Source organism: Parafrankia discariae (assembly GCF_000373365.1).
In the GTDB taxonomy this organism is placed as follows: Bacteria; Actinomycetota; Actinomycetes; order Frankiales; family Frankiaceae; genus Parafrankia; species Parafrankia discariae.
In genome coordinates this window covers 48,238-68,302 of sequence record NZ_KB891274.1, presented here as the reverse complement: position 1 = coordinate 68,302, position 20,065 = coordinate 48,238, and the positions used below count along the sequence as shown (strand labels likewise).

Here is a 20,065-nt window from a genome sequence, read left to right as displayed (position 1 = left end):
TGCCGGGGGGCGGTGGGGTGGTGTTCACAGGGACGCTCCTCCTGCGGCGGGTCGGCCGGAACGGGCCCGGCGGCGGGCGGTCAGCGCCATGTGTAGTCCCGTGGGGTGACGACCAGGCCGGCACGCAGCCGGGTCTGGGTCGAACCGACGACGACCGTGGTCGTCATCCCGACCAGGTCCAGCAGCCGATCCCGCTCATCCGCACCGCCCGGACCGGCGGTGCGGTCGGTGAGGGCACCGAGGGTGGTGACGGTGATCCGCTGCCCGGCCCGGAACGCGTCGGTGACGATCCCCACCGGGGTGCCGGCCGGGCGGTGTTCGGCGAGCACGTCGAGGGCGTCGGGAAGCTGATGACGTCGGGTGCGGCTGCGCGGGTTGTAGAACGCGACCACCAGGTCGGCTTCGGCGACCGCGCGGACCCGGCCGGCGATCCGCTCCCACGGGGTGTGCAGATCCGACAGGCTGATCAGCGCGTGGTCATGCCCGAGGGGGGCGCCGAGCAGCGCGGCGGCGGCGAGCGCCGCGGTCACCCCCGGCACGGCGACCACGTCGAACGACCCGTCGGCCAGGTCGAGGGCGGGGCTGCCCATCGCGTACACCCCGGCGTCGCCGCTGCCGAGCAGCGCGACGGCATGCCCGGCGCGGGCGTGCGCGACCGCGGTCTCGGCGCGGGCCTGCTCGTCCCCGAGACCGCTGTCGAGCATGACGGCCCCCGCCGGCAGCAGATCGGCGACGGACCGCACGTACTGGTCCAACCCGACGACGATCCGGGCGCGGGCCAGTTCGGCGCGGGCGGCGGGGGTGAGCAGCCGACGGTCCCCCGGGCCGAGCCCGACGACGGCGAGCCGGCCGCGGGGCCGATGCCGGGCCACGGCGACGGTCGCGTGCGCGCTGACCTGCTTGGCGACGACCAGCCGCGCCGTCACCGCCGGCACACCGCCCGTCGCACCCGCTGCCACACCCTCAGTGACACCGCCCGTCGCGGGTGTGCCGGGAGGGACCGGTAGGAGACTGGCCGCCTCGGCGACACTCGGCGTGCCGACCGCGGCACGTACCACCTCCGAGGGATGCGGCACGGCAACCGCGGCCAGGACCTGCGGGGGGTGCACCACCAGCGGCCAGCCGCGGCGCCGGGACACCTCCAGCAGCCCCACCTCGTCGGCTTTCACGGTCACCGACGCCAGATGGCTCACCGCCAGCGGGGACAGCCCGGCACCGGCCAGCGCGGTGTCGATGAGCGCGTCGATCTCGTCGGCGGGCGCGCCGCGGCTCGCGCCGACCCCGACGACCAGGCTCGGGGGCCGGTAGAGCACCCGCGGGCCGGCCCCGGCCGGCGCCGCGCCCAGCAGCCGGTCGGTGACATGAATCGACGCCACCGCCCCGCCCACCGCCGCACCCCCACCACGAGCGCCAGCGTCGCCGTCGCCGGTGACGACGCTGGTCACGGACGGGGGTAGCGGGGGCAGCGGCCACACCGCGTCGGCGTACAGGGCGACCGGATCCCCCGACAGCACCGCCGTGCCGACGGCGGCCAGCTCCGAACCCGGTTCGACGGTGAACCCGAGCTCCGCGCCGAACCCGTCCAACGCGCTCACCCCGGTGGCGTCACTGGCCGTCGTGATCACCGGGGTGGCGCCGAGCGCGTCGGCGACCCGTTCGGCGAGCCGGTTCGCGCCACCGGCGTGCCCGCCGCACAACGCGACCGCGAACCGGCGCGCCTCATCCACACACACCACACCCGGGTCGAGGTCCTTGCCTTGCAGCAACCCGTCGAGGAGGCGCACCGTCGCCCCGGTCGCCAGGAAACACACGACGCCCCCGACGCCGTCCGCGAGCGCGGCGCTGATCGCGTCGCGCGCCCGGCCCGGGTAAAGCCGGGCGGCCGGCCAGCGGCGGGTGAGTTCCCCGGCCGCGGCCCGCCCGGCGGCGGTCACCGCCACCAGCGCGACCACACCCGGCAGCCCGCCGCCCACCGCCGCGTCATCCACACCCACCACCGCACCCGCCGGCCCTTCCACCGGTTCGGGGGAGACCGGGCCGGGAGGAAGCTGGGTGGCACCGGCGGCGGCCAGCGCCCGGTCGGCGTCACGCAGGACCGTGCGCGCCCCGGACCGCGCCCGCCGGTAGGTGTGGAAATGCCCCGGGTGGTACAGGTGGGAGCGGCGCCCCTCGGCCACCAGCGCCGGGCCGACGAGGACCAGGGTGTGCTTCCACAACCGGTGCGCCTTGACCGTGTCGGCGAGCGTGTCCAGGGTGCACCGCACGATCAGCTCGTCGGGCCAGCTCACCTGGTAGGCGACGACGCACGGCGTGTCCGGCGGGTAGCCGCCGGCGAGCAGCTCCTCCCGCAGCTGCCCGGACCGGGCCGCGGACAGGAACAGCGCCATCGTCGTGCCGTGCCGGGCCAGGTCGCGGACCTCCTCCCCGGGCGGCATCGGGGTCTTCCCACCCCCGAGCCGGGTCAGGATCACCGACTGGGCGACCTCGGGGACGGTCAGCTCCCGGCGCAACGCCGCCGCGAGCGCGGTGAAGCTGCTCACCCCGGGCACGATGTCGCTGTCCAGACCGAGCCGGTCGCAGATCTCCAGCTGCTCCTGCACCGCCCCCCACAGCGCCGGATCCCCCGAATGGACCCGGGCGACGTGCAGACCCTGCCCGGCGGCACGGCGGTAGACCGCCTCGACACCCTCCAACGGCAACGCCGCGGAGTCGATCACCTCGGCGCCCGCCCGGGCATGGTCGAGGATCGCGGGGTGCACCAGCGACGACGCCCAGATCACCACATCGGCGGCGGCGAGGACCGCCGCGCCACGCACGGTGATCAGATCGGCGGCCCCCGGCCCGGCGCCGACGAAACTGACCCGCCCGCCGCGCCGCGTCCCAGCGGCGTCCGCCGGCAGGCCGGACTCACCGGTGGGGCGGCTCATCGAGGCCACCGTGCCCGGCGCGTCGCCAGGACCGTGGACAGGTAGGGACCGGTCTCGCCCGCCCGCAGCTCGGCACCGGGCCGGATGTCCTGCTCGGGCAGGCCGAGCGCGGCCCCGTAGACGGCGTACCCGGCCGGGCCGTCGAGCCGACCGGCGTCGGCGAGCACCCCGCGCACGGCCGGCAGCGCCCGCCCGCCCTTGTAGGCGACGACCGTGTCGAAATCGGCGACGGCACCGCGGTAGGCCTCGACACCGGCGGTCAGCGGCAGCAGCACGAGGGTCTCCGCGCCGTGAGCGAGCACGGTTCCCGAACGGGCGGCCAGATCCTGCATCGCGGTGATTCCCGGCACCGTGTCCAGTTCGACGTCGGGGAGCAGGGTCCGCACGGCGGCGGCCAGCGCGGTGAACGTCGAGTACAGGTTCGGGTCTCCGATCGTCGCGAACGCCACCGTGGGGCCGCCGGCCACGGCGCCACCACCGTCGGTGTCACCGCGCAGGGCGGCGGCGACGACCCGGGCGGGGCCGAGATAGTCGGCGTCACCGGCCATCCGGAACGGCAGCGTCACGATCCGGTCATGGTCGATGTGGGCACGCACCGTCACCTCCGCCCGCCCCGGTGGCGCCACGCCGGCACCCGCGGCCGTCCCGGGCCGGTCCGCGGGGCTGACCCCGGGGCCGGGAGCGGGGCCGTAGGGGCCGTGGCCGTCGCTGACCGGAACGAACACGACACTCGCCTCACGCAGGACGCGTACCGCCCGGTAGGTCACCAGGTCCGGGTCACCGGGGCCGACACCGACACCGACAAGCCGGGGGTTCACCGTGCCGCTCACCGCGACGACACCTCCGTTGTTCCAGGGGACACCGGGGGGTTGTCCCCGGCCCATCGCCAGAGCCCCGTGCCGCCACCACCCGCCGCGCCACCACCGCGGGGACGGGTGCGGGCGGTGCCGGCGGCGGCGACGAGCCGCACCGGCGCGGCGGGCAGGCCAGCCCAGTGCAGATGCAGGTAGGAGGCGTGCACCCCGCCGTGGACGAACCCCTCGGGTCGCCCACCGCCCGCCCCCACGGCCGGACCCTCACCGAGAGGCGACGGGACGGCGTCCACCTGCCAGGCCGGTGTGCCGGGCAGGTGCGCCCGCTCCACGCTCAGCCGGGTGCGGTGGAACTCGTGCGCGCGCACCACCGTCCCCGCCGCCACCAGCGGGCTGTCCGCCACGGCGACCGCCCGCCGATAACCCAGGGTGAGCCGCGGGCCCATCACCGCGTCGGTGTCGAGAACCCCGCACATCGCCGTCCCGTCCAACGAACGACCCAGGTAGAGCAGCCCGGCGCATTCGGCGACCAGCGGCGCGCCGCGGGCCGCCAGCGCCGCGACCTGCCCACGCAGCCGGCTGTTCGCCGCCAGCGCGCCGGCATGCTCCTCGGGGAACCCACCGCCGACGACCAGCGCGTCGGTGCCCTCCGGGAGGGTCTCGTCGTGCAACGGGTCGACGGTGAGCACCTGCGCGCCGGCGGCGGTGAGCAGCTCGACATGCTCGGTGTAGCCGAAGGTGAACGCCGCCCCGCCGGCCACCGCGATCCGCACCGGCCGCCCCCCTCCCGGCGGGTCCGCGCCGGCGGAGCCAGGTCCACGCCGCCCACCCCCAGCGGCGGCGGCCTGGGTGATCTGCCGGGCGGGATCCCACGGGTCGACCGGCGTCCGCGGCGCGGCGGACGCCACGGAGATCAGCGCCCCCAGGTCGACCGACGCGCCGACCAGCTCCCCGAGCCGCCGCACCGCCGCACCGGCCGCCGCCGCCCGTTCCGCCGCCGGTACCAGCCCCAGATGCCGCGACGGGGTGTGCACCGCGCCGTCACGGGGCACCGCGCCCAGCACCGCCACCCCGATCCCGGCGAGCGCACCGGTGAGGATCTGCCGATGCCGCCGCGACCCGACCCGGTTGAGGATCACCCCGGCGAGGCGCACCCGCCGGTCGAACGCGGCGAACCCGGCGACCAGCGCGGCCACCGACCGCCCGGCGCCGGCCGCGTCGACGACCAGCACCACCGGCGCGTCGAGCAGCCGCGCGACATGCGCTGTCGACCCGTGGTCAGCCTCCTGCCCGGCGCCGGGGGCGGCGACCCCGTCGAACAGGCCCATCACCCCTTCGACGACCGCCAGCTGCGCGCCGGCCGCCCCGTGGGCGAACAGCGGGCCGATCAGCTCCGGCCCGCACAGCACCGCGTCCAGGTTCCGGCCGGGCCGGCCCGTCGCCAACGCGTGGTACCCGGGGTCGATGTAGTCCGGGCCCACCTTGTGCCCGGACACCCGCAGCCCACGGGCGGTCAGCGCCGCCATCAACCCGGTCGCCACCGTCGTCTTCCCCGCGCCGGACGTCGGGGCGGCCAGCACCAGCCGGGGGATCAGCCCGGCGCTCACCATTCGATGCCCCGCTGCCCCTTCTGCCCGGCGTCCATCGGATGCTTCACCTTCGTCATGTCGGTGACCAGGTCCGCGGCGTCGACCAGCGCGGCCGGCGCCTCCCGGCCGGTGATCACCACATGCTGCCCGTCAGGTCGGGCGGCGAGCACGGCGAGGACCTCGTCCAGATCGATCCACCCCCAGCGCAGCGGATAGGTCAGCTCGTCGAGGACGTAAAGCCGGTAGGTGCCGGCGCTCAGATCGCGGGCGATCTGCGCCCACCCCTCGGCGGCCGCACCCGCCGGGTCGGCGGCCGGGTCGATGCGCCGCTGCACCCAGCTCCACCCCTGGCCCATCTTGTGCCAGCTCACCGTCCCACCCTCACCGCTGGCCGAGAGGACCCGCAGCGCCTTCTCCTCCCCGATGCGCCACTTCGCCGACTTCACGAACTGGAACACCCCGACCGGCCAGCCCTGCGCCCAGCCGCGCAACGCCAACCCGAACGCCGCCGTCGACTTTCCCTTCCCCTGCCCGGTGTGCACGATCAGCAGCGGACGGTCGCGGCGCTGCCGCGTCGTCAGCCCGTCGTCGGGGACCTGCTCGGGCTGCCCGTGGGGCGCCATCAGGCGACCCACCCGGCGGCGCCACCGGCCCGCGGGAGCGCGTCGAGGTCGACCAGGTCGGCGCCGAGCGCGACGGCGAGCCGCCCGGCCAGCCCGAGACGCACCGGGCCGGTCTCACAGTCCACGACCACACTCGCCAACCCGCCCCGGCGCACCCGGCCGGCCGCCCCGGCCCCACCGCGCGCCCCGCCGCCCTGCCCGGCGACCCCACCGGCCGCACGCAGCAACCCCCGCGCCGCCGCGCCCGGATCACCCCCGGCGGTGGCCCGCCCGTCGGTGACCAGCACCAGCAGGGGACGGCGGTCGGGATCACGGCGCGCCTCGGCGCGCAGCACCACCCCGGCGCATTCCAACCCGGCCGCGATCGGGGTCCGCCCCCCGGTGCGCAACCCGACCAGCCGCGCCGCCCCCACCTCCACACTGGACGTCGGCGCGAGCACCACCTGCGCACCCACCCCCCGGAACGTGATCATGCCGATGCGGTCGCGGCGCTGGTAGGCGTCGACGAGCAGGGACAGCACCGCGGTGCTGACCCGCCGCAGCCGGCTGCGGGCGGCCATCGATCCGCTGGCGTCGACGACGAACAGCACCAGGTTCCCCTCCCGGCCACGGCGGTGCGCGCCACGCCGGTCGGCGGGCCGCAGGATCAGCGCCGGGCCGGTGCGGCCCCGGCCGTGCTGGTGGGGGGCGGCGGCCAGCAGCGTCGCCGGCAGGTGCAACCCGGGTGCGTCCGCGCCGGTCCGGGCGACCGCCCCGCGGGAGGTACGCGCCGCCGAACGACGCCCGGCCGCCCCCGCGCCCAGCCCGGCGACGGACAGCAGCCGCGGCCGGAACGGCATACCGGGAACCCCGGCCGCCGGTGCCGGCCCACCACCGCCCGCCGCGCCGCCGTCCACATGATGCCTCTGCGCTGTCTGGGCTGCTCGGGCCATGCCCGCCGGGCCACCCGCCTCCGCGGCCGGCCCACCACCGCCCACCGGCCCGACACCCTCGGACCCACCCGCCGCCGGCCCAGTCAGATCAGCGGACCCGCCCCCGGCCCCCGCCGAGGCGCCAGTGAGGTCACCGGTACCACCAGCCGGGACATCCACCCCCGACCCGCCGGCGCCGCCGGTGTCGTCACGCCACCGCCGGCCACCACCCGGCGACCCGCCACCAGGAGAATCATCCGACCCGTCCCCGTCCGGGCCGTCGCCGGGGCGTACCCGCTCGGCCAGCACCTCCTCGACCGTGTCGTCGAGCGCGCGGCCGTCCCCACCCGGGGCGTCGAACGGGCCACGGCGACGCCGATGCGGCAACACGAACCGGGCCGCGACCCGAATGTCATCCGGGCTGACCTCCGCCCGACCCTCCCACGCCGCACGCGCCATCGCCGTCTTCGCCAGCACCACGTCGGCGCGCATCCCGTCCACGTCACACGCCGCGCACACCGCGGCGACCGCGTCCAACGCGGCGTCGGGCAGCTCCACCCGGCCCAGCCGGGCCTGCGCCCGCGCGATCCGCCCCGCCAGCTCCGCCTCCGCACCGGCCCAGAGGGCGGCGAACCCGACCGGGTCGGCTTCGAACGTCAACCGGCGGCGCACCACCTGCGCCCGCACCCGCGGGTCACGGCTGGCCGCCACCTGCACCGTCAACCCGAACCGGTCCAGCAGCTGCGGGCGCAGCTCACCCTCCTCCGGGTTCATCGTCCCCACCAGCCAGAACCGCGCCGGATGGCTGACCGACACCCCGTCGCGTTCCACCTGCGCCACCCCGAGCGCCGACGCGTCCAACAGCAGATCCACCAGATGGTCGGCGAGCAGGTTCACCTCGTCGACGTAGAGCACCCCGCGGTGCGCGGCCGCGAGCAGCCCCGGACGCAGCGCGCTCACCCCTTCGGCCAGCGCCCGGTCCAGGTCCAACGCGCCGGTCACCCGGTCCTCCGACGCCCCGACCGGCAGCTCCACCAGCCGCGCCGGCCGCGACACCCCCACCCCGCCGGCACCGTGACCGGCGGCGGGCCCGGTCAGGTGCGGGCCGTCCGGGCAGTGCGCCACCGGCGCCACCGGATCGCAGGAGAACCGGCAGCCCGGCACCACCGCCACCGGCGGCAGCAACCCCGCCAGCGCCCGGACCGCCGTCGACTTCGCCGTGCCCTTCTCCCCGCGGACCAGCACCCCACCCACCGTCGGGGACACCGCGTTGAGCAGCAACGCCAACCGCAGATCATCCTGACCGACCAGCGCGGAGAACGGGAAGCTCACCACCGGCCCGCCACCCCCGCACGGGCCGTCGAACGCCACCCGGCTCCCGCCGCGCGGCCACACACAGTCGTGGGCATGCCAGTGTCCTCCCCGGGGTGTCCTCGCCCTCGAAGCCAGCACGGACGGCGGAAGTATCCTGGCTGCCGGATCACCACCCACCCTCGGCCTTCCAACGGCCCACCTGGCCGCCGTGACCTTCCGCTGAGGGGGACTCCCCGGTAACAGTGGCGGGACCGCGCCGGATTCACACCGGCTTCCTCCCCGACCGTCCGGCGCCCAGCATGGCACATCGGACAACCGGAACGGGGCGCCCTGAGACCCACGCCCCGTTCCACCGGCCGCCGCCCACCACCACGCGACCAGCCCCGACCACCCACCGCAACACCCGCCCGCCGGAGCCGGTCAGCTCACGGACGGATCACAGACCGACCCGACCCGACGGGTTGTCCGCGTCGAACAACCGCCCGGCCCGCACATACGACTCCAACGACGCCGCCGACCGCCACCGGCCCTGCCGCATGATCGACCGGTCCGTCACCCCGGCCCGCGCCGCCGCCGTCGCGAACCCCGACCGCAGCGAATGCCCCGCGAAATCCGCCGGATCCAACCCGGCGGCGGCCACCCGCCGCTGCACGATCCGCGCCACCGACCCCGGGTAGAGCCGGCCCACCCCCACCTGCCCGTGCCGGTTCACCCCCCGAAACGCCGCCCCACCCGCCAGCGGCGTCCCCGCCGCCGCCGCGGCCGCCACCCACCCCCGCCACGCCCGCACCGGGCACGTCGGCCGGTACGACCCGTACGCCAACCCGACCTGCGCACCCGCGGACTCCTGGTCGGTCTTGGACCGGCGCACCGTCACCACCAGCCCGTCCTCGGTCTCCACCAGATCAGCGGTGTCCAACCCGACCAGCTCACTGCGCCGCAGACAACCGGCGAACCCGACCAGCAGCAACGCCCGGTCCCGCACATCCGCCAGCTGACCGTCGTCAAGACCGGCGACGACCCGCGACAGCAACGACGTGTCCAACGCGGCCTTACGCGCCGGACGCACCCCCCGCGACCGGCGGATCCCGTTCCACACCGCCGACACCTCCGCCGACCCCGTCGGATTCTCCGCATGGGCCAGCTGATGCGCCACCGAGATCGCGGCCAGCCGGCGGCGGATCGTCGACGGCGCGTACCCGGCGTCCGCCAGCTCGGTGATGTACCCGGCGACCGTCACCGCGGAGGCGGGCACCGCGACCAGCGGCACCGGACGGCCCTCACACCAGGACCGGAAATGACGCAGGTCAGCGTCATAGGCACGCCACGTCGCCGCCGACCGCGACGCCCGCGCGTAATCCCCGACCCGGCCGGCCAACGGCCCGTCGAGCCCCACCGGCCCCGGCCCGGCCACCGGCGCGACCGCGACGACCTCCACCCCGTCGACGACCTCCACCTCCGGCCCGGACCCGATCTGCCGCCGCTGCCGCCGGCCGGTCTCACCACCGCCGCGCTGCCCGCCTGCCACCCGCCCGCCTCCCACCCGCACCGCGCCTACCGGTCCGACACCCCACCCGCAGATGATCATAAGGGGTGGCGGGGGACACCGTCCCCACCCGCCGGGGTGGTGTCCCACCCCCCGACCAAGCCCACACCCACCCCCCACGACCACGACCAGCAGCGGCACCCTGACCGTGAGACGACCCAACCCCGCTCCCACCCCGCCACGACCCACCGTTCGGTGCCGTCGGCCACCCCGCCACCCCCACCGTCCGGCGCCACCCACCCCGGCACCGGCACCGGGCACCCGCCGGCCCACCCGAACCGGTGCGCCACCACCCACGCCCACGACCAGCCGCCGGCCCCTCCCCACCTGGCTACGCTTCCCGCCATGGCCCCGACGTCACCCGACGCCGCGCCCGCCCGGCTCCGGCACGCCACCCACTGGCTGATCGCGCAGCTCGCGAAACACGCGCAGCGCCGCAGCTCCCACGTCTTCACCGCGCTGCACAGCCACCCCGCCCACTACGCGCTGCTCGCCGCCCTCGACGAACACGGCCCGGCCAGCCAGGCCACCCTCGACCGCCGGGCCACCCTCGACCGCGCCGGCACCACCGCGCTGCTCACCGACCTGCGCGCCCGTGGCCTGGTCGAACGCACCCCCGACCCCACCGACCGGCGCCGCACCGTCATCACCCTCACCGACGAGGGCACCACCCACCTGCACCACCTCGACACCCTCACCGCCGCGATCAGCGACGACCTGCTCGCCGCCCTGCCCCCCGCCGACCGTCACCAGTTCACCGCCCTGCTCACCCGGCTGCTCACCGACCGACCCCGCTGAGCCCACCGGCACCCCGCCCGCGGGGTGCCCGTGGGCTTTCTGCGTTCGGACGCGACAAACCTCCGCTCCTGCACATCGTTGATCTTTACTCGTCGTGCGTATGTACTCCGGTGGCGGCGCGCCCGCCAGAACGCGCCGAAAACCGCGCCGCCACACAGCCACCGGGAATTCCGCCACGCGGCGGAACCCGAAGGGAGTACACATGCATAGAAAACAGCTACGAAGAAACGCGCTTTCCCTTTCCCTGGTGGGCGCGGCCCTGCTCGCCGGGGCGACCGTCGGACTCCAGAGCCCGGCCGGGGCGACGGCACCAGCCACCCCCGTCCCGGCCCCGACGGGAGACCCCGCGCCGCTGCTGTGGTTCGACAAACCGAACCTCACCGCGATCGGCCTGACCACCAACGGCCGCCTCGTCCGGTTCCAGACCTCCGACTCCAGGTCCCTGACCACCCTCGGCCCGGTCACCGGACTCACCGCCGACACTGCGCTGGTCGGCATCGACTACCGGGTCCAGAACGGGCGCCTCTACGGAGTCGGGAACGCCGGCGGCATCTACGTCCTGTCCACAGCCAACGCCGTCGCAACCAAGGTCTCCCAGCTCACGGTGCCCCTGGTCGGCACCCGGTTCGGCGTGGACTTCAACCCCGCCGCGAACCGGCTGCGGGTCGTCAGCGACGTCGGGGAGAACCTGCGGCACAACATCGACGACCCGGTCGGGACACCGGCGGCCGGCGTGACCGTCGCCGACACACCCCTGACCTTCCCCCCGTCGCAGCTGTTCGCCACCGGTGTCAGCGCCGTGGCCTACACCAACAACGACCTCGACCCCTCGACCGCGACGACCCTGTTCGACATCGACACCGACCTCGACCGGGTCGCCGTCCAGTCACCGGCGAACAACGGTTTCCTCGCGCCGACCGGAAACCTCGGCCCGGCGGTCGACCCCGGCGCCGGATTCGACATCTACAGCACGATCAGCAACGGCCGGTCCGTCGGCTCGTCCGGATACGCGGCGCTGTCCGTCGGCGGCGTCCACACCCTGTATTCCGTCGAACTGCTCTCCGGCAGAGCCCAATCCCTCGGCCGTTTTCCCGTGAACAGCCAGGTGTTCGACCTCGCTTTCCCGCTGAACCAGTAGCGGTCCCGCCCGCACCCCGACGGGAGGACACCACCCGCCACCTTCCGCCCGTCCCGGAAACGATCCTCGGGTTCTCCCTGCCCGCCGCCGACCGGCATGCCAGCCCGGTCGACGGCGGGGCCCCACCCGATCCCCCGGAAGCCCCGGCACCGCGGGCCCCCGTGGGCTAGAAAGGGCAGATGGCACAGCAGTACCACTTCGACCCGGCGACCTACCGGGACATGGTCATCGCCGAGGTACCCGCCTACGAGGACCTGCAGAACGAGGTGGCCCGGGCGAGCGCCGACACGGCGACCACGCGACTGCTCGACCTCGGCGCCGGCACGGGCGAGACCAGCCTGCGGGTTCTCGCCCGTCACCCCCACGCAGACCTGACCGCCCTCGACGAGAGCGCCGCGATGCTCGCCCGGGCCCAGGCGCGTCTCCCCGCCGCGCACCCGCACGTCAGCCGGCTGCAGGACCCGCTGCCCACCGGCCCGTTCGACCTGGTGGTGTCCGCGCTGGCCGTGCACCACCTCGACGGCCCCGGGAAAGCGGACCTGTTCATCCGGATCGCGGCGGTCCTGCGCCCAGGCGGCCGGTTCGTCCTCGGTGACGTGGTGATCCCCGACGATCCCCGCGACGCCCGTACTCCCGTCAACACCGACCATGACAAGCCCAGCGGCGTACCCGAACAGCTCGACTGGCTGCACGCGGCCGGTTTCCGCGCCGCGATCACCTGGCAGCGCCACGACCTGGTGGTCCTCACCGCCGACCTGCTCTGACCCGGCCCCACCCACGCCGTCACCCGCCCCGGGGCCGAGGCGGCCCCGGGGACACGGTCACACCGGGTCGACCAGCAGGGGAGCGAGCCGTTCCAGCTGGTCGACGGCCGCGGGAAGGTCCATCGCCGCGAACGGATTCACCAGCACATGATCGGCACCGGCGTCGAGATGCGCGGTCAGCCGTGCCGCGACGGCAGCCTCATCACCCCAGGCCAGAACATCGTCGACGAGCCGGTCACTACGCTGCCCCGCCAGATCCGCCTCGCTGTACCCGAGCCGCCGGTAGTGCGCGGTGTACGGCGAATCCGCGGCCCCGACACCCAACGCGAAGATCGCCCGCAGCCGCCCCCGGGCCGCGTCCGGGTCGGTGTCGAGCACGACCGCCTGATGGGGGATGACCAGAGCGTCCGGGCCGACGGCCACCCGGGCCGCCGCCGTGTGCGCCACCGGCTGCAGGAACGGATGCACACCGTCCGCGCGCTCCGACGCCAGCTGATGGGCCCGCGGCCCGAGCGCGGCGAACACCCGCGGATAGGCCGGTAGCCTCGTCAGCGTCCCCGCCGACCGGTCCATCGCGTCGAGATACTCCCGGAGCCGGGCCAGGGGCCGGGCACCGGTGTGGCCCCCCAGACCCAGCACGAACCGCCCCGGATACGCCTCGGCCAGCGTCGCGGCACCGGTGTGCATCGCACCCGCCGTGCGGATACCGATGTTCGCGATACCCGTCCCGACGACGATCCGCTGTGTCGCCGCGAGCATCAACCCGTGCTGGGTGAACACCTCCCGGCTCCCCATCGGCGCACCCGGCGGTGTCTCCCCACTCCACAGCGAGCCGTACCCGAGCCGTTCGATCCGGGCGAACTGCTCACGCTGCACCGCCACCGGGGTGTCGAGCAGGGTGAACGGGGCCACCCACACCCCGAACCTGCCCAGCCGCCGTCGGGTCTGCGTCACCGCCACCATCGCTACCCACTTCCCTCCCGCCACCCCCACACCGAAACGGAGGCTGCCTCCTGTAGGCGGCCACACCGTAACAGGAGGCGGCCTCCGCATGTGCGCGCGGGGTGGAGGTAGCCTCCGATCCTCGACAGGGGGAGGGAACGGCGGTGAGTGGAGCGACCCGGGCACGGCCCCTGCGCGCCGACGCCCAAGCCAACTACGAGCGGCTGCTGACCCAGGCCCGGCTCGCCTTCGCCGAAGCGGGCACCGGGGCGTCCCTGGAAGACATCGCCCGACGCGCCGGTGTCGGCACCGGCACGTTCTACCGCCATTTCCCGTCCCGGGAAGCCCTGCTCGAAGCCGTCCTCCACGACCGGTTCGACCAGCTCACCGCCCGCGCCGACGAACTGGCCGCCGCCACCACCCCCGAGGCGGCACTGACCCGCTGGCTCGGGGAGTTCCTCGAGGCCACCAGCGTCTACCGGGGGCTCACCGCCACGCTGACGCAGACCCTGCGCGACCCCTCCACCGCGCTGCACGCCGCCTGCGTGGCCCTGCGCGCGGCCGGCTCGGCCCTGCTCACCGCCGCCCAGCGCGCCGGGGACATCCGCTCCGACCTGACCGCCCTCGAGCTGTTCACCCTGGTCGGCGGCCTGGCCTGGAGCTGCGAGCAGGCCTCGGCGGCCGTCCCCGGCGGTGTCACCGTCGACCGGCTGCTGGCACTCACCCTCGACGGCCTCAGGGCGACCGACACAGCCCGCCGATCGGACTGATCCCGCCGGGCTCACAGAAGGTGTCGACGACGACGGGTGCGGTTCCGCCAGGATCGGCTGGTGGTCGACGAGCTTCCCGGCGGCCTGGTGATGCGCCATCCCCACGCCGGCGATCAGCGGCGTGTCCTTGAGCGGTACGCCAGTCTCTGCGCAGCGAAGGACGTTCCCTACGCCAGCGTGTTCACCGCGCCGGCAGAGCAGCCGTCCTGACAGCGGGGGATCACCGACAGCGCGTCACCGCGACCGGCGTCGAGATCGTTCGACGATCTCGACGCCGGTCCCGCCGCGCGGCACCCGGACACCGGGCGGATCTCACCTCTCGCCGGAGCGCGCCGCCACCCCCGTGCCACCCGCGGCCGTACCACGCGGCCACCCCCTCTCCGACATCGTTACGTATCGAAGTAACGTCACCACACGACGAAAAACGAAACGAAAAAGGTCGGCTCGACACCCGACGTAGCCGCCACTCCCCCGATTTCTGACGCCCGAGAAGGGAGGCTTATCGGGCGTCAGGATGTGGGGGAGTCCTGGTAGCTCTACGTATCCACCCCCGTCGTTCCGTTCCATTTTGTTTTGTTTCCGCAACGGAACGGAACGGAAGAGGGTGGGTGGCGATGATGATCGGCCCCCGCCCGACCCCGGACGAGATCGGGACGGAGGAACCCGTGGGGTACTGAGGCGTGGCCCTGGGCCGCGTCACCGTCCCGGGCGGTTCCTACTCCGGCGGGAGGACGAGACCGCGCCGCGCGAGGCCGGCCGCACCCTGTTCGACCCCGCCATGCCACCGGCGCGATCCGGTACCGCTCCCGCGCGCCGTCTGCCGGTAGCGCCCCGGCGGGGCGCCACGGGCCCGACGAAACGCGCGGCTGAACGCGTAGACCGAGCTGTACCCGACCGACCGGGCCACCACGTCCAGCGACTCCTCGGTGTCCCGCAGACGCAACGCCGCCAGATCCATCCGCCACCGGGTGAGGTAGACCCCCGGGCTCTGCCCGAGCGCGGCGGCGAACCGCCGGGCCAGCGTCGCCCGCGACACCACGACCACCCCGGCCAGGCTCGCGGTCGTCCAGGCCCGCGCCGGATCGGCGTGCAGCTCCCGCAGCGCGGCGGCGACCACCGGATCACCCAGCGCGCCCAGCCACGACGTCCGCGGACGGTCGGGGGCACCGGCGAGCCAGACCCGCAGCAGCTGCACGAGCAGAACATCGACGAGACGGTCCAGGACCACGGCACCGCCGATCCGCGGATCGGCCAACTCCCGACCCAGCAGCCGCACCGTGTCATCCAGGCCGGTCCCGCCGGGACACCCACGGATGTGGACGATCTCCGGCAGCAACCCCAGAACCTGCGTGGTGACCGCCGGATCATGGGTGTAGTGCGCACACAGGATGTGGGTGCGGACCGGACCCACACCGATCCGCACCGTCCCGTCACCGGCCCGTTCCCACGAGTCGGAGCGATGATCACCACCACGGGCCGCGATCCGCTCGTCACCGGCCAGCAGATGCTCCGTCCCGGTCGGGAGCAGGACGACGTCACCGGGCAGCAGCTCACGCGGCGGCTGCCCGGGCAGACCCAGCCAGGCGGTTCCCGCGGTCACGGCGTGGAACGCGGCCCCGCGGACGTCCCGCGCCCACCATCCCCACGACGACCCGGCCCTGATCCGGGCGGCGACCGTGCCACGCACCCCGGACACCGCGAGAACATCCGCCAGCAGATCCATGACAGCGACCCTAGCGAGTCAGACGGATATGAATCTGACTCACAGACGCATCGACCGGCGCATCACCGGCTCCCTACGGTCGTAGGCATGGAAATCGCCGGAAGCATCGCGCTCGTCACCGGAGCCAACCGCGGGATGGGCCGCCACTTCGTCACCCAGCTCCTCGACCGCGGCGCGGCCAAGGTCTACGCCACCGCCCGCACCCCCGAGACGATCACCAGCCGCCGGCCCGGAGTCGTCGCCCTGCCCCTGGACATCACCGACCCGGCGTCGATCACCACCGCGGCCGCCACCGCCACCGACGTCACCCTCATCGTCAACAACGCGGGGATCTCCACCCGCACCAACCTCGTCACCGGCGACCTGCCCGCGATCCACCGGGAGATCGAGACGAACTACTTCGGGCCGCTGCACGTCATACGCGCCTTCGCCCCCACCCTCGGACGCAACGGCGGCGGGGCGATCCTCACCATGCTCTCCGCCCTGTCCTGGATGTCCCACGACGGCGCCAACGCCTACGCGGCCGCCAAAGCGGCGGCCTGGAGCCTGACCAACGGTGTACGCCTCGAACTCGCCAGCCAGGGCACGCTGGTCAGCGGCCTGTTCGTCGGCTCCGTCGACACCGACATGATGGCCGGCTGGGACGTGCCGAAAAGCGACCCCGCCGCGGTGGTACGCACCGCGCTGGACGGCCTGGCCGCCGGCCGGCTCGAGATCCTCGCCGACGCGGGCACCGTCGCCCTCAAAGCGGCACTGAGCCAGGACCCCCGCGCCCTGTACCCGCAGCTGTCCACCCTCGGAACCACCTGAGGGATCCGCCCGGCCGGCGCGCCCACCGGGCGCGGCGCTCACCCGAGGGTCTTCACCACCGCGGGCGCCGCCCGGCGGATCACGATGTCACCATGGCCGGTGCGGGCATGCACGGCGACGGTGTCCTCGTCCGCGCCGGGCCCGTCGGTCTCGGTCAGCTCGTTACGGACCCGCCCGTGCCCGGACAGCAGATCCACCAGCGCCGCGGTGCCCGCCCGGATCCCGACCTCCAACCGGCCGTGACCGGAGGCGAGCGTGACCGTGCCGGCGGCGACCTCCCCGAGGTGGATCGCGGCGTGCCCGGTGCGGGCGTCGACGTCACCACCGGCCCGGTCGACGGTGATCGGCCCGGCGCCGCTGGCGACCCGCACCGGGCCGTCGACCTGCCCGAGGTGGATCTCCCCGCGGCCGGTCCGGACCCGCGCGCCGCCCACGACCCGCCCGATCCGCAGCGGACCGCGGGCGGTGGCGATGTCGGCGTCGCCGTCCACCCTCCCCACCGACACGGCGGCGTGAGAGGTTCGCAGCCGCAGGGCACCGGTCCACTCGACGCTCACCTCACCGGCGGCGTGCAGCTGGCAGTCCCCGAGCCGGCCGCTGGTGGTGAGGGCGGCCGCGGTGCGGGCCTCGACACCCGACCCGGCCGGCAGGCTGATCGTCACCTCCACCGCGCCACCGGCACCGAACAGCGACCGCACCCGCTGGACCGGGCCGCGGACCACCAGCCGGCCGTCGGTGTACTCGACGGTGGTCGCTTCGGCGGCCCGGGTGTCCTGGTCGCTGCCCGGGTCGCGGGGGTGGACTGTCACCACGGTGTCCGCGCGGTCCTGCGCGTCGATCCGGACGGTGCCAGCGCCCACGTCGAGCACGGCGCGGATCGGGGTCGGGGTGTCGAACGTCGCCATGGCAGGTCTCCTCATGAGGGGGGTGGGGGGACAGGTGTGTGGGAGGGGGTGGGTCGGCCGACGGGTCAGCGGACCCAGCCGCGGTAACGGTGCCCTCGCGGCGCCTCGGCACGCGGTGGCCTGACGGCAGCCGGATCGAGGGCGGTGGTGAGTGCCTGCACCAGCCAGGTGTTCACCGACAGGCCCGCCCGGGCGGCGGCCTCGTCGATGCGGGGTTTGAGATGCTCCGGCACCCGCAGCGTGACCCGCGCCGTGCGGCCGTCACCGGCACCCGGCACCTCCGCGCCCGGGCTCGGGCTCGGGCTCGTCGTGCCGGCCCCGGGCGGCACCGCGGGCCCGCCGGCGGCGCCCGCACCACCACCGGTGTCACCGGTGACGTCGTCACCTGGCCATGGTGACGTCACGACGAAATCGGGGTCGCTGCCCCGCAGCCGCACATCCACCGAACCGGGCGCCAGCTCGCAGCTGATCTCCTCCGCGGCGGCCGCGAGCGCCTCCAACAAGACAAGCCGGGCCGCCGACTCCAGGGGGGCGACGAGCCGTTCCGCCAGCGCCAGCGCCTCCTCTCCTCCCGCTTCCGCGGCGACGGCGAGGTCCCGGCGCAGACTGTCGACATACGACGCAAGCTCCATGACGCCATTGTGGCGTCACAGTGACGTCATTTGCAAGAGGGGTGTCGTCATCGGTCCCTGCCGTGGCACGATGAGCCGGTGCGTTCCGCGGCACACCACCTCGAAGTACCCCACCAGCTCCGCCCCGCCGCCGCATACCGTGGATTGGCGGCACTCGCGCTCGCCGTCGTCGCGTTGCTGCTCGCCGTCAGCGGACGCTACGGCTACCACCGCGACGAGCTGTACTTCATCGCCATCGGCGCCCATCCCGCCTTCGGCTACGTCGACCAGCCACCCCTGGCCCCACTGCTCGCCCACGCCCTCGACACCGCCCTGCACCACAGCCTGGTCGGGCTACGCACCCCCGCCGCGCTCGCCGGCGGCACCGTCGTCGCCCTCACCGGCCTGATCGCCCGCGAACTCGGCGCACCGCCACGCGCCCAACTGTTCGCCGCCGCCTGCATGACCGCCGGCGGCACCCTGACCGCGATCAGCCACCTCGCCACCACCTCGGTCTACGACCTGCTGTGCTGGACGGCGCTGAGCTGGCTGATCCTGCGCGGCCTACGCGACGACGGCCCGGTGTGGCTCGCCACCGGCGCCGTCGCCGGCCTCGCCCTGCAGAACAAGACCCTGCCCGCCTTCTACCTGTTCGCGCTCCTGATCGGCGTCCTCGCCGGCGGGCCCCGCGAGGTGCTGCGGTCGGGCTGGCTGGGGGCCGCCACCACGATCGCCGCCCTGGCGTGGTTCCCGAACCTCCTCTGGCAGGCGACCCACGGCTGGCCGCAGCTCACCCTCAGCCGCGCGATCGCCGCCGGGGCGTCGGGCACGAGCCAGCCACGCTGGCAGTTCCTCCCGATGCAGTTCCTGCTCCTCGGCCTACCCCTGGCCCCGGTGTGGATCACCGGGCTGATCCGCCTCGCCCGCTCCCCGTGGCGACTGTTCCCCCTCGCCTACGCCGTGCTGGTCGTGCTGTTCCTGGCGACCGGAGGCAAGCCCTACTACCTCGTCGGCATCTACCCGGTGCTGTTCGCCGCCGCCGCCGAACCCACCCTGCGCTGGGCGGCACACCACACCGCCCGGACCGCGCTCCTCGGTGCGGCCGTCGTGCTGTCGTTCGTACCATCCATGATCGTCACGCTGCCGATCGTGCCGGTGTCCGTCCTGCACGACACCCCGATCGCGGCGGTGAACTACGACGCGGGGGAAACCGTCGGCTGGCCCGCCTTCGCCGACACCGTCGCCGCGGTGGCACGTACCCAGCCGACCGGCACCGTCGTGGTCACCGCCAACTACGGCGAGGCCGGCGCGCTCCTCCGTTTCCGCCCGGACGTCGGACCCGTCCACGCCCGGCAGAACAGCCTGTGGGATCAAGGGCCACCCGCGGACACCGCGACCGGGGTCATCGTCATCGGTTTCACCCCACGCGACCGCGACCGCTGGTTCAGCGACTGCCACGAAGCCGCCCGCATCGACAACACCGTCGACGTCGACAACGACGAACAGGGCCGGCCCGTCGACGTCTGCGCCGGCCCCCGCCAGCCATGGTCCACGCTGTGGCCGCGGCTACGCCGCTACGGCTGACCCCACGCCGACGCGGCACCACACACATACACCGGCCGCCCGGCCGCCGCGGCGAAACTTCTCCCACCCACGACGGCCCAGGAAAGACAAAAGCAGGGAGGTTCACCCACTCCCCGCCACTTTCAAGATATAGCACACCGGGGGGCTTGCGGCAAGACCCGGGTCATGCCGCAGAATCTCCAGCCGAAGCCAGGACCCGCGGAAAAGGAACCGCGAAGCATCCGCGGATACACGGACACGCAGACGCGCGACCGACCTCCGCGACACATCTGGCCGAAACGGCACTCCCGGTGAATGA

At 74.6% G+C, this 20,065-nt stretch carries 17 protein-coding genes and 1 riboswitch; of the genes, 7 read left to right on the top strand and 10 right to left on the bottom strand.

Going from position 1 to position 20,065, the window contains the following annotated elements; genetic code table 11:
- Positions 1–80 precede the first annotated feature (80 nt).
- From cobM to B056_RS0132025, 6 genes are all read right to left on the bottom strand, one after another.
- Positions 81–2,927 (bottom strand): precorrin-4 C(11)-methyltransferase, encoded by a 2,847-nt coding sequence (gene cobM, locus B056_RS0132050; RefSeq protein ID WP_076784817.1) that lies wholly within the window; start codon positions 2,925–2,927, stop codon positions 81–83.
- On the bottom strand, positions 2,924–3,757 hold the full coding sequence (locus B056_RS0132045) for an SAM-dependent methyltransferase (protein ID WP_018505933.1): 834 nt from the start codon (positions 3,755–3,757) through the stop codon (positions 2,924–2,926). The genes cobM and B056_RS0132045 overlap by 4 nt, the downstream gene beginning before the upstream one ends.
- Positions 3,754–5,349, bottom strand: a complete 1,596-nt coding sequence (locus B056_RS0132040; protein WP_018505932.1) for a cobyrinate a,c-diamide synthase — start codon at positions 5,347–5,349, stop codon at positions 3,754–3,756. Before B056_RS0132040 ends, B056_RS0132045 begins: the two co-directional genes overlap by 4 nt.
- On the bottom strand, positions 5,343–5,951 hold the full coding sequence (gene cobO / locus B056_RS0132035) for a cob(I)yrinic acid a,c-diamide adenosyltransferase (protein ID WP_026240385.1): 609 nt from the start codon (positions 5,949–5,951) through the stop codon (positions 5,343–5,345). Before cobO ends, B056_RS0132040 begins: the two co-directional genes overlap by 7 nt.
- Complete coding sequence (locus B056_RS0132030) at positions 5,951–8,197, bottom strand: VWA domain-containing protein (protein ID WP_026240384.1); 2,247 nt, start codon at positions 8,195–8,197, stop codon at positions 5,951–5,953. The genes cobO and B056_RS0132030 overlap by 1 nt, the downstream gene beginning before the upstream one ends.
- A 127-nt stretch (positions 8,198–8,324) precedes the next feature.
- Positions 8,325–8,453, bottom strand: a riboswitch (cobalamin riboswitch).
- Positions 8,454–8,612: 159 nt separating this feature from the next.
- Positions 8,613–9,704: a site-specific integrase gene (locus tag B056_RS0132025; RefSeq protein WP_051105796.1), complete on the bottom strand. Its 1,092-nt coding sequence runs from the start codon at positions 9,702–9,704 to the stop codon at positions 8,613–8,615.
- Positions 9,705–10,067: 363 nt separating this feature from the next.
- On the opposite strand from B056_RS0132025, the gene B056_RS0132020 reads away from it, so the two are divergent.
- From B056_RS0132020 to B056_RS0132010, 3 genes are all read left to right on the top strand, one after another.
- Positions 10,068–10,520: a MarR family winged helix-turn-helix transcriptional regulator gene (locus B056_RS0132020; RefSeq protein WP_026240383.1), complete on the top strand. Its 453-nt coding sequence runs from the start codon at positions 10,068–10,070 to the stop codon at positions 10,518–10,520.
- 202 nt (positions 10,521–10,722) lie between these two features.
- A complete protein-coding gene (locus tag B056_RS0132015; protein WP_035753540.1) occupies positions 10,723–11,658 on the top strand; it encodes a DUF4394 domain-containing protein in 936 nt (311 codons plus the stop codon).
- A 179-nt stretch (positions 11,659–11,837) separates the two neighbouring features.
- A complete protein-coding gene (locus B056_RS0132010) occupies positions 11,838–12,422 on the top strand; it encodes a class I SAM-dependent methyltransferase (protein ID WP_018505926.1) in 585 nt (194 codons plus the stop codon).
- A 57-nt stretch (positions 12,423–12,479) separates the two neighbouring features.
- Here the strand turns inward: B056_RS0132010 and B056_RS0132005 are convergent, their stop codons facing one another.
- On the bottom strand, positions 12,480–13,385 hold the full coding sequence (locus B056_RS0132005; protein WP_018505925.1) for a TIGR03620 family F420-dependent LLM class oxidoreductase: 906 nt from the start codon (positions 13,383–13,385) through the stop codon (positions 12,480–12,482).
- Positions 13,386–13,528: 143 nt separating this feature from the next.
- Between B056_RS0132005 and B056_RS0132000 the strand changes: the two genes are divergently transcribed.
- Together B056_RS0132000 and B056_RS43280 are read left to right on the top strand one after the other, a co-directional pair.
- Complete coding sequence (locus B056_RS0132000) at positions 13,529–14,134, top strand: TetR/AcrR family transcriptional regulator (protein WP_018505924.1); 606 nt, start codon at positions 13,529–13,531, stop codon at positions 14,132–14,134.
- 60 nt (positions 14,135–14,194) lie between these two features.
- Positions 14,195–14,344 carry a hypothetical protein gene (locus B056_RS43280; protein ID WP_230203295.1) on the top strand — a complete coding sequence of 50 codons (150 nt, stop codon included), beginning with the start codon at positions 14,195–14,197 and terminating at the stop codon, positions 14,342–14,344.
- A gap of 505 nt (positions 14,345–14,849) precedes the next feature.
- Here B056_RS43280 and B056_RS0131990 read toward each other — a convergent pair.
- Complete coding sequence (locus B056_RS0131990) at positions 14,850–15,857, bottom strand: AraC family transcriptional regulator (protein WP_018505922.1); 1,008 nt, start codon at positions 15,855–15,857, stop codon at positions 14,850–14,852.
- Between the two features lie 87 nt (positions 15,858–15,944).
- On the opposite strand from B056_RS0131990, the gene B056_RS0131985 reads away from it, so the two are divergent.
- Positions 15,945–16,667, top strand: a complete 723-nt coding sequence (locus tag B056_RS0131985) for an SDR family oxidoreductase (protein ID WP_018505921.1) — start codon at positions 15,945–15,947, stop codon at positions 16,665–16,667.
- A 38-nt stretch (positions 16,668–16,705) separates the two neighbouring features.
- Here the strand turns inward: B056_RS0131985 and B056_RS0131980 are convergent, their stop codons facing one another.
- Both B056_RS0131980 and B056_RS0131975 read right to left on the bottom strand, forming a co-directional pair.
- Entirely contained in the window at positions 16,706–17,572 is an 867-nt protein-coding gene (locus B056_RS0131980) for a DUF4097 family beta strand repeat-containing protein (protein ID WP_018505920.1), read from the bottom strand.
- A 65-nt stretch (positions 17,573–17,637) separates the two neighbouring features.
- Positions 17,638–18,204 carry a toxin-antitoxin system HicB family antitoxin gene (locus B056_RS0131975; protein WP_018505919.1) on the bottom strand — a complete coding sequence of 189 codons (567 nt, stop codon included), beginning with the start codon at positions 18,202–18,204 and terminating at the stop codon, positions 17,638–17,640.
- Positions 18,205–18,282: 78 nt separating this feature from the next.
- Here B056_RS0131975 and B056_RS0131970 point away from each other — a divergent pair, with 78 nt between their 5' ends.
- Positions 18,283–19,767 carry an ArnT family glycosyltransferase gene (locus B056_RS0131970; RefSeq protein ID WP_020572823.1) on the top strand — a complete coding sequence of 495 codons (1,485 nt, stop codon included), beginning with the start codon at positions 18,283–18,285 and terminating at the stop codon, positions 19,765–19,767.
- The last annotated feature ends 298 nt before the right edge of the window (positions 19,768–20,065 follow it).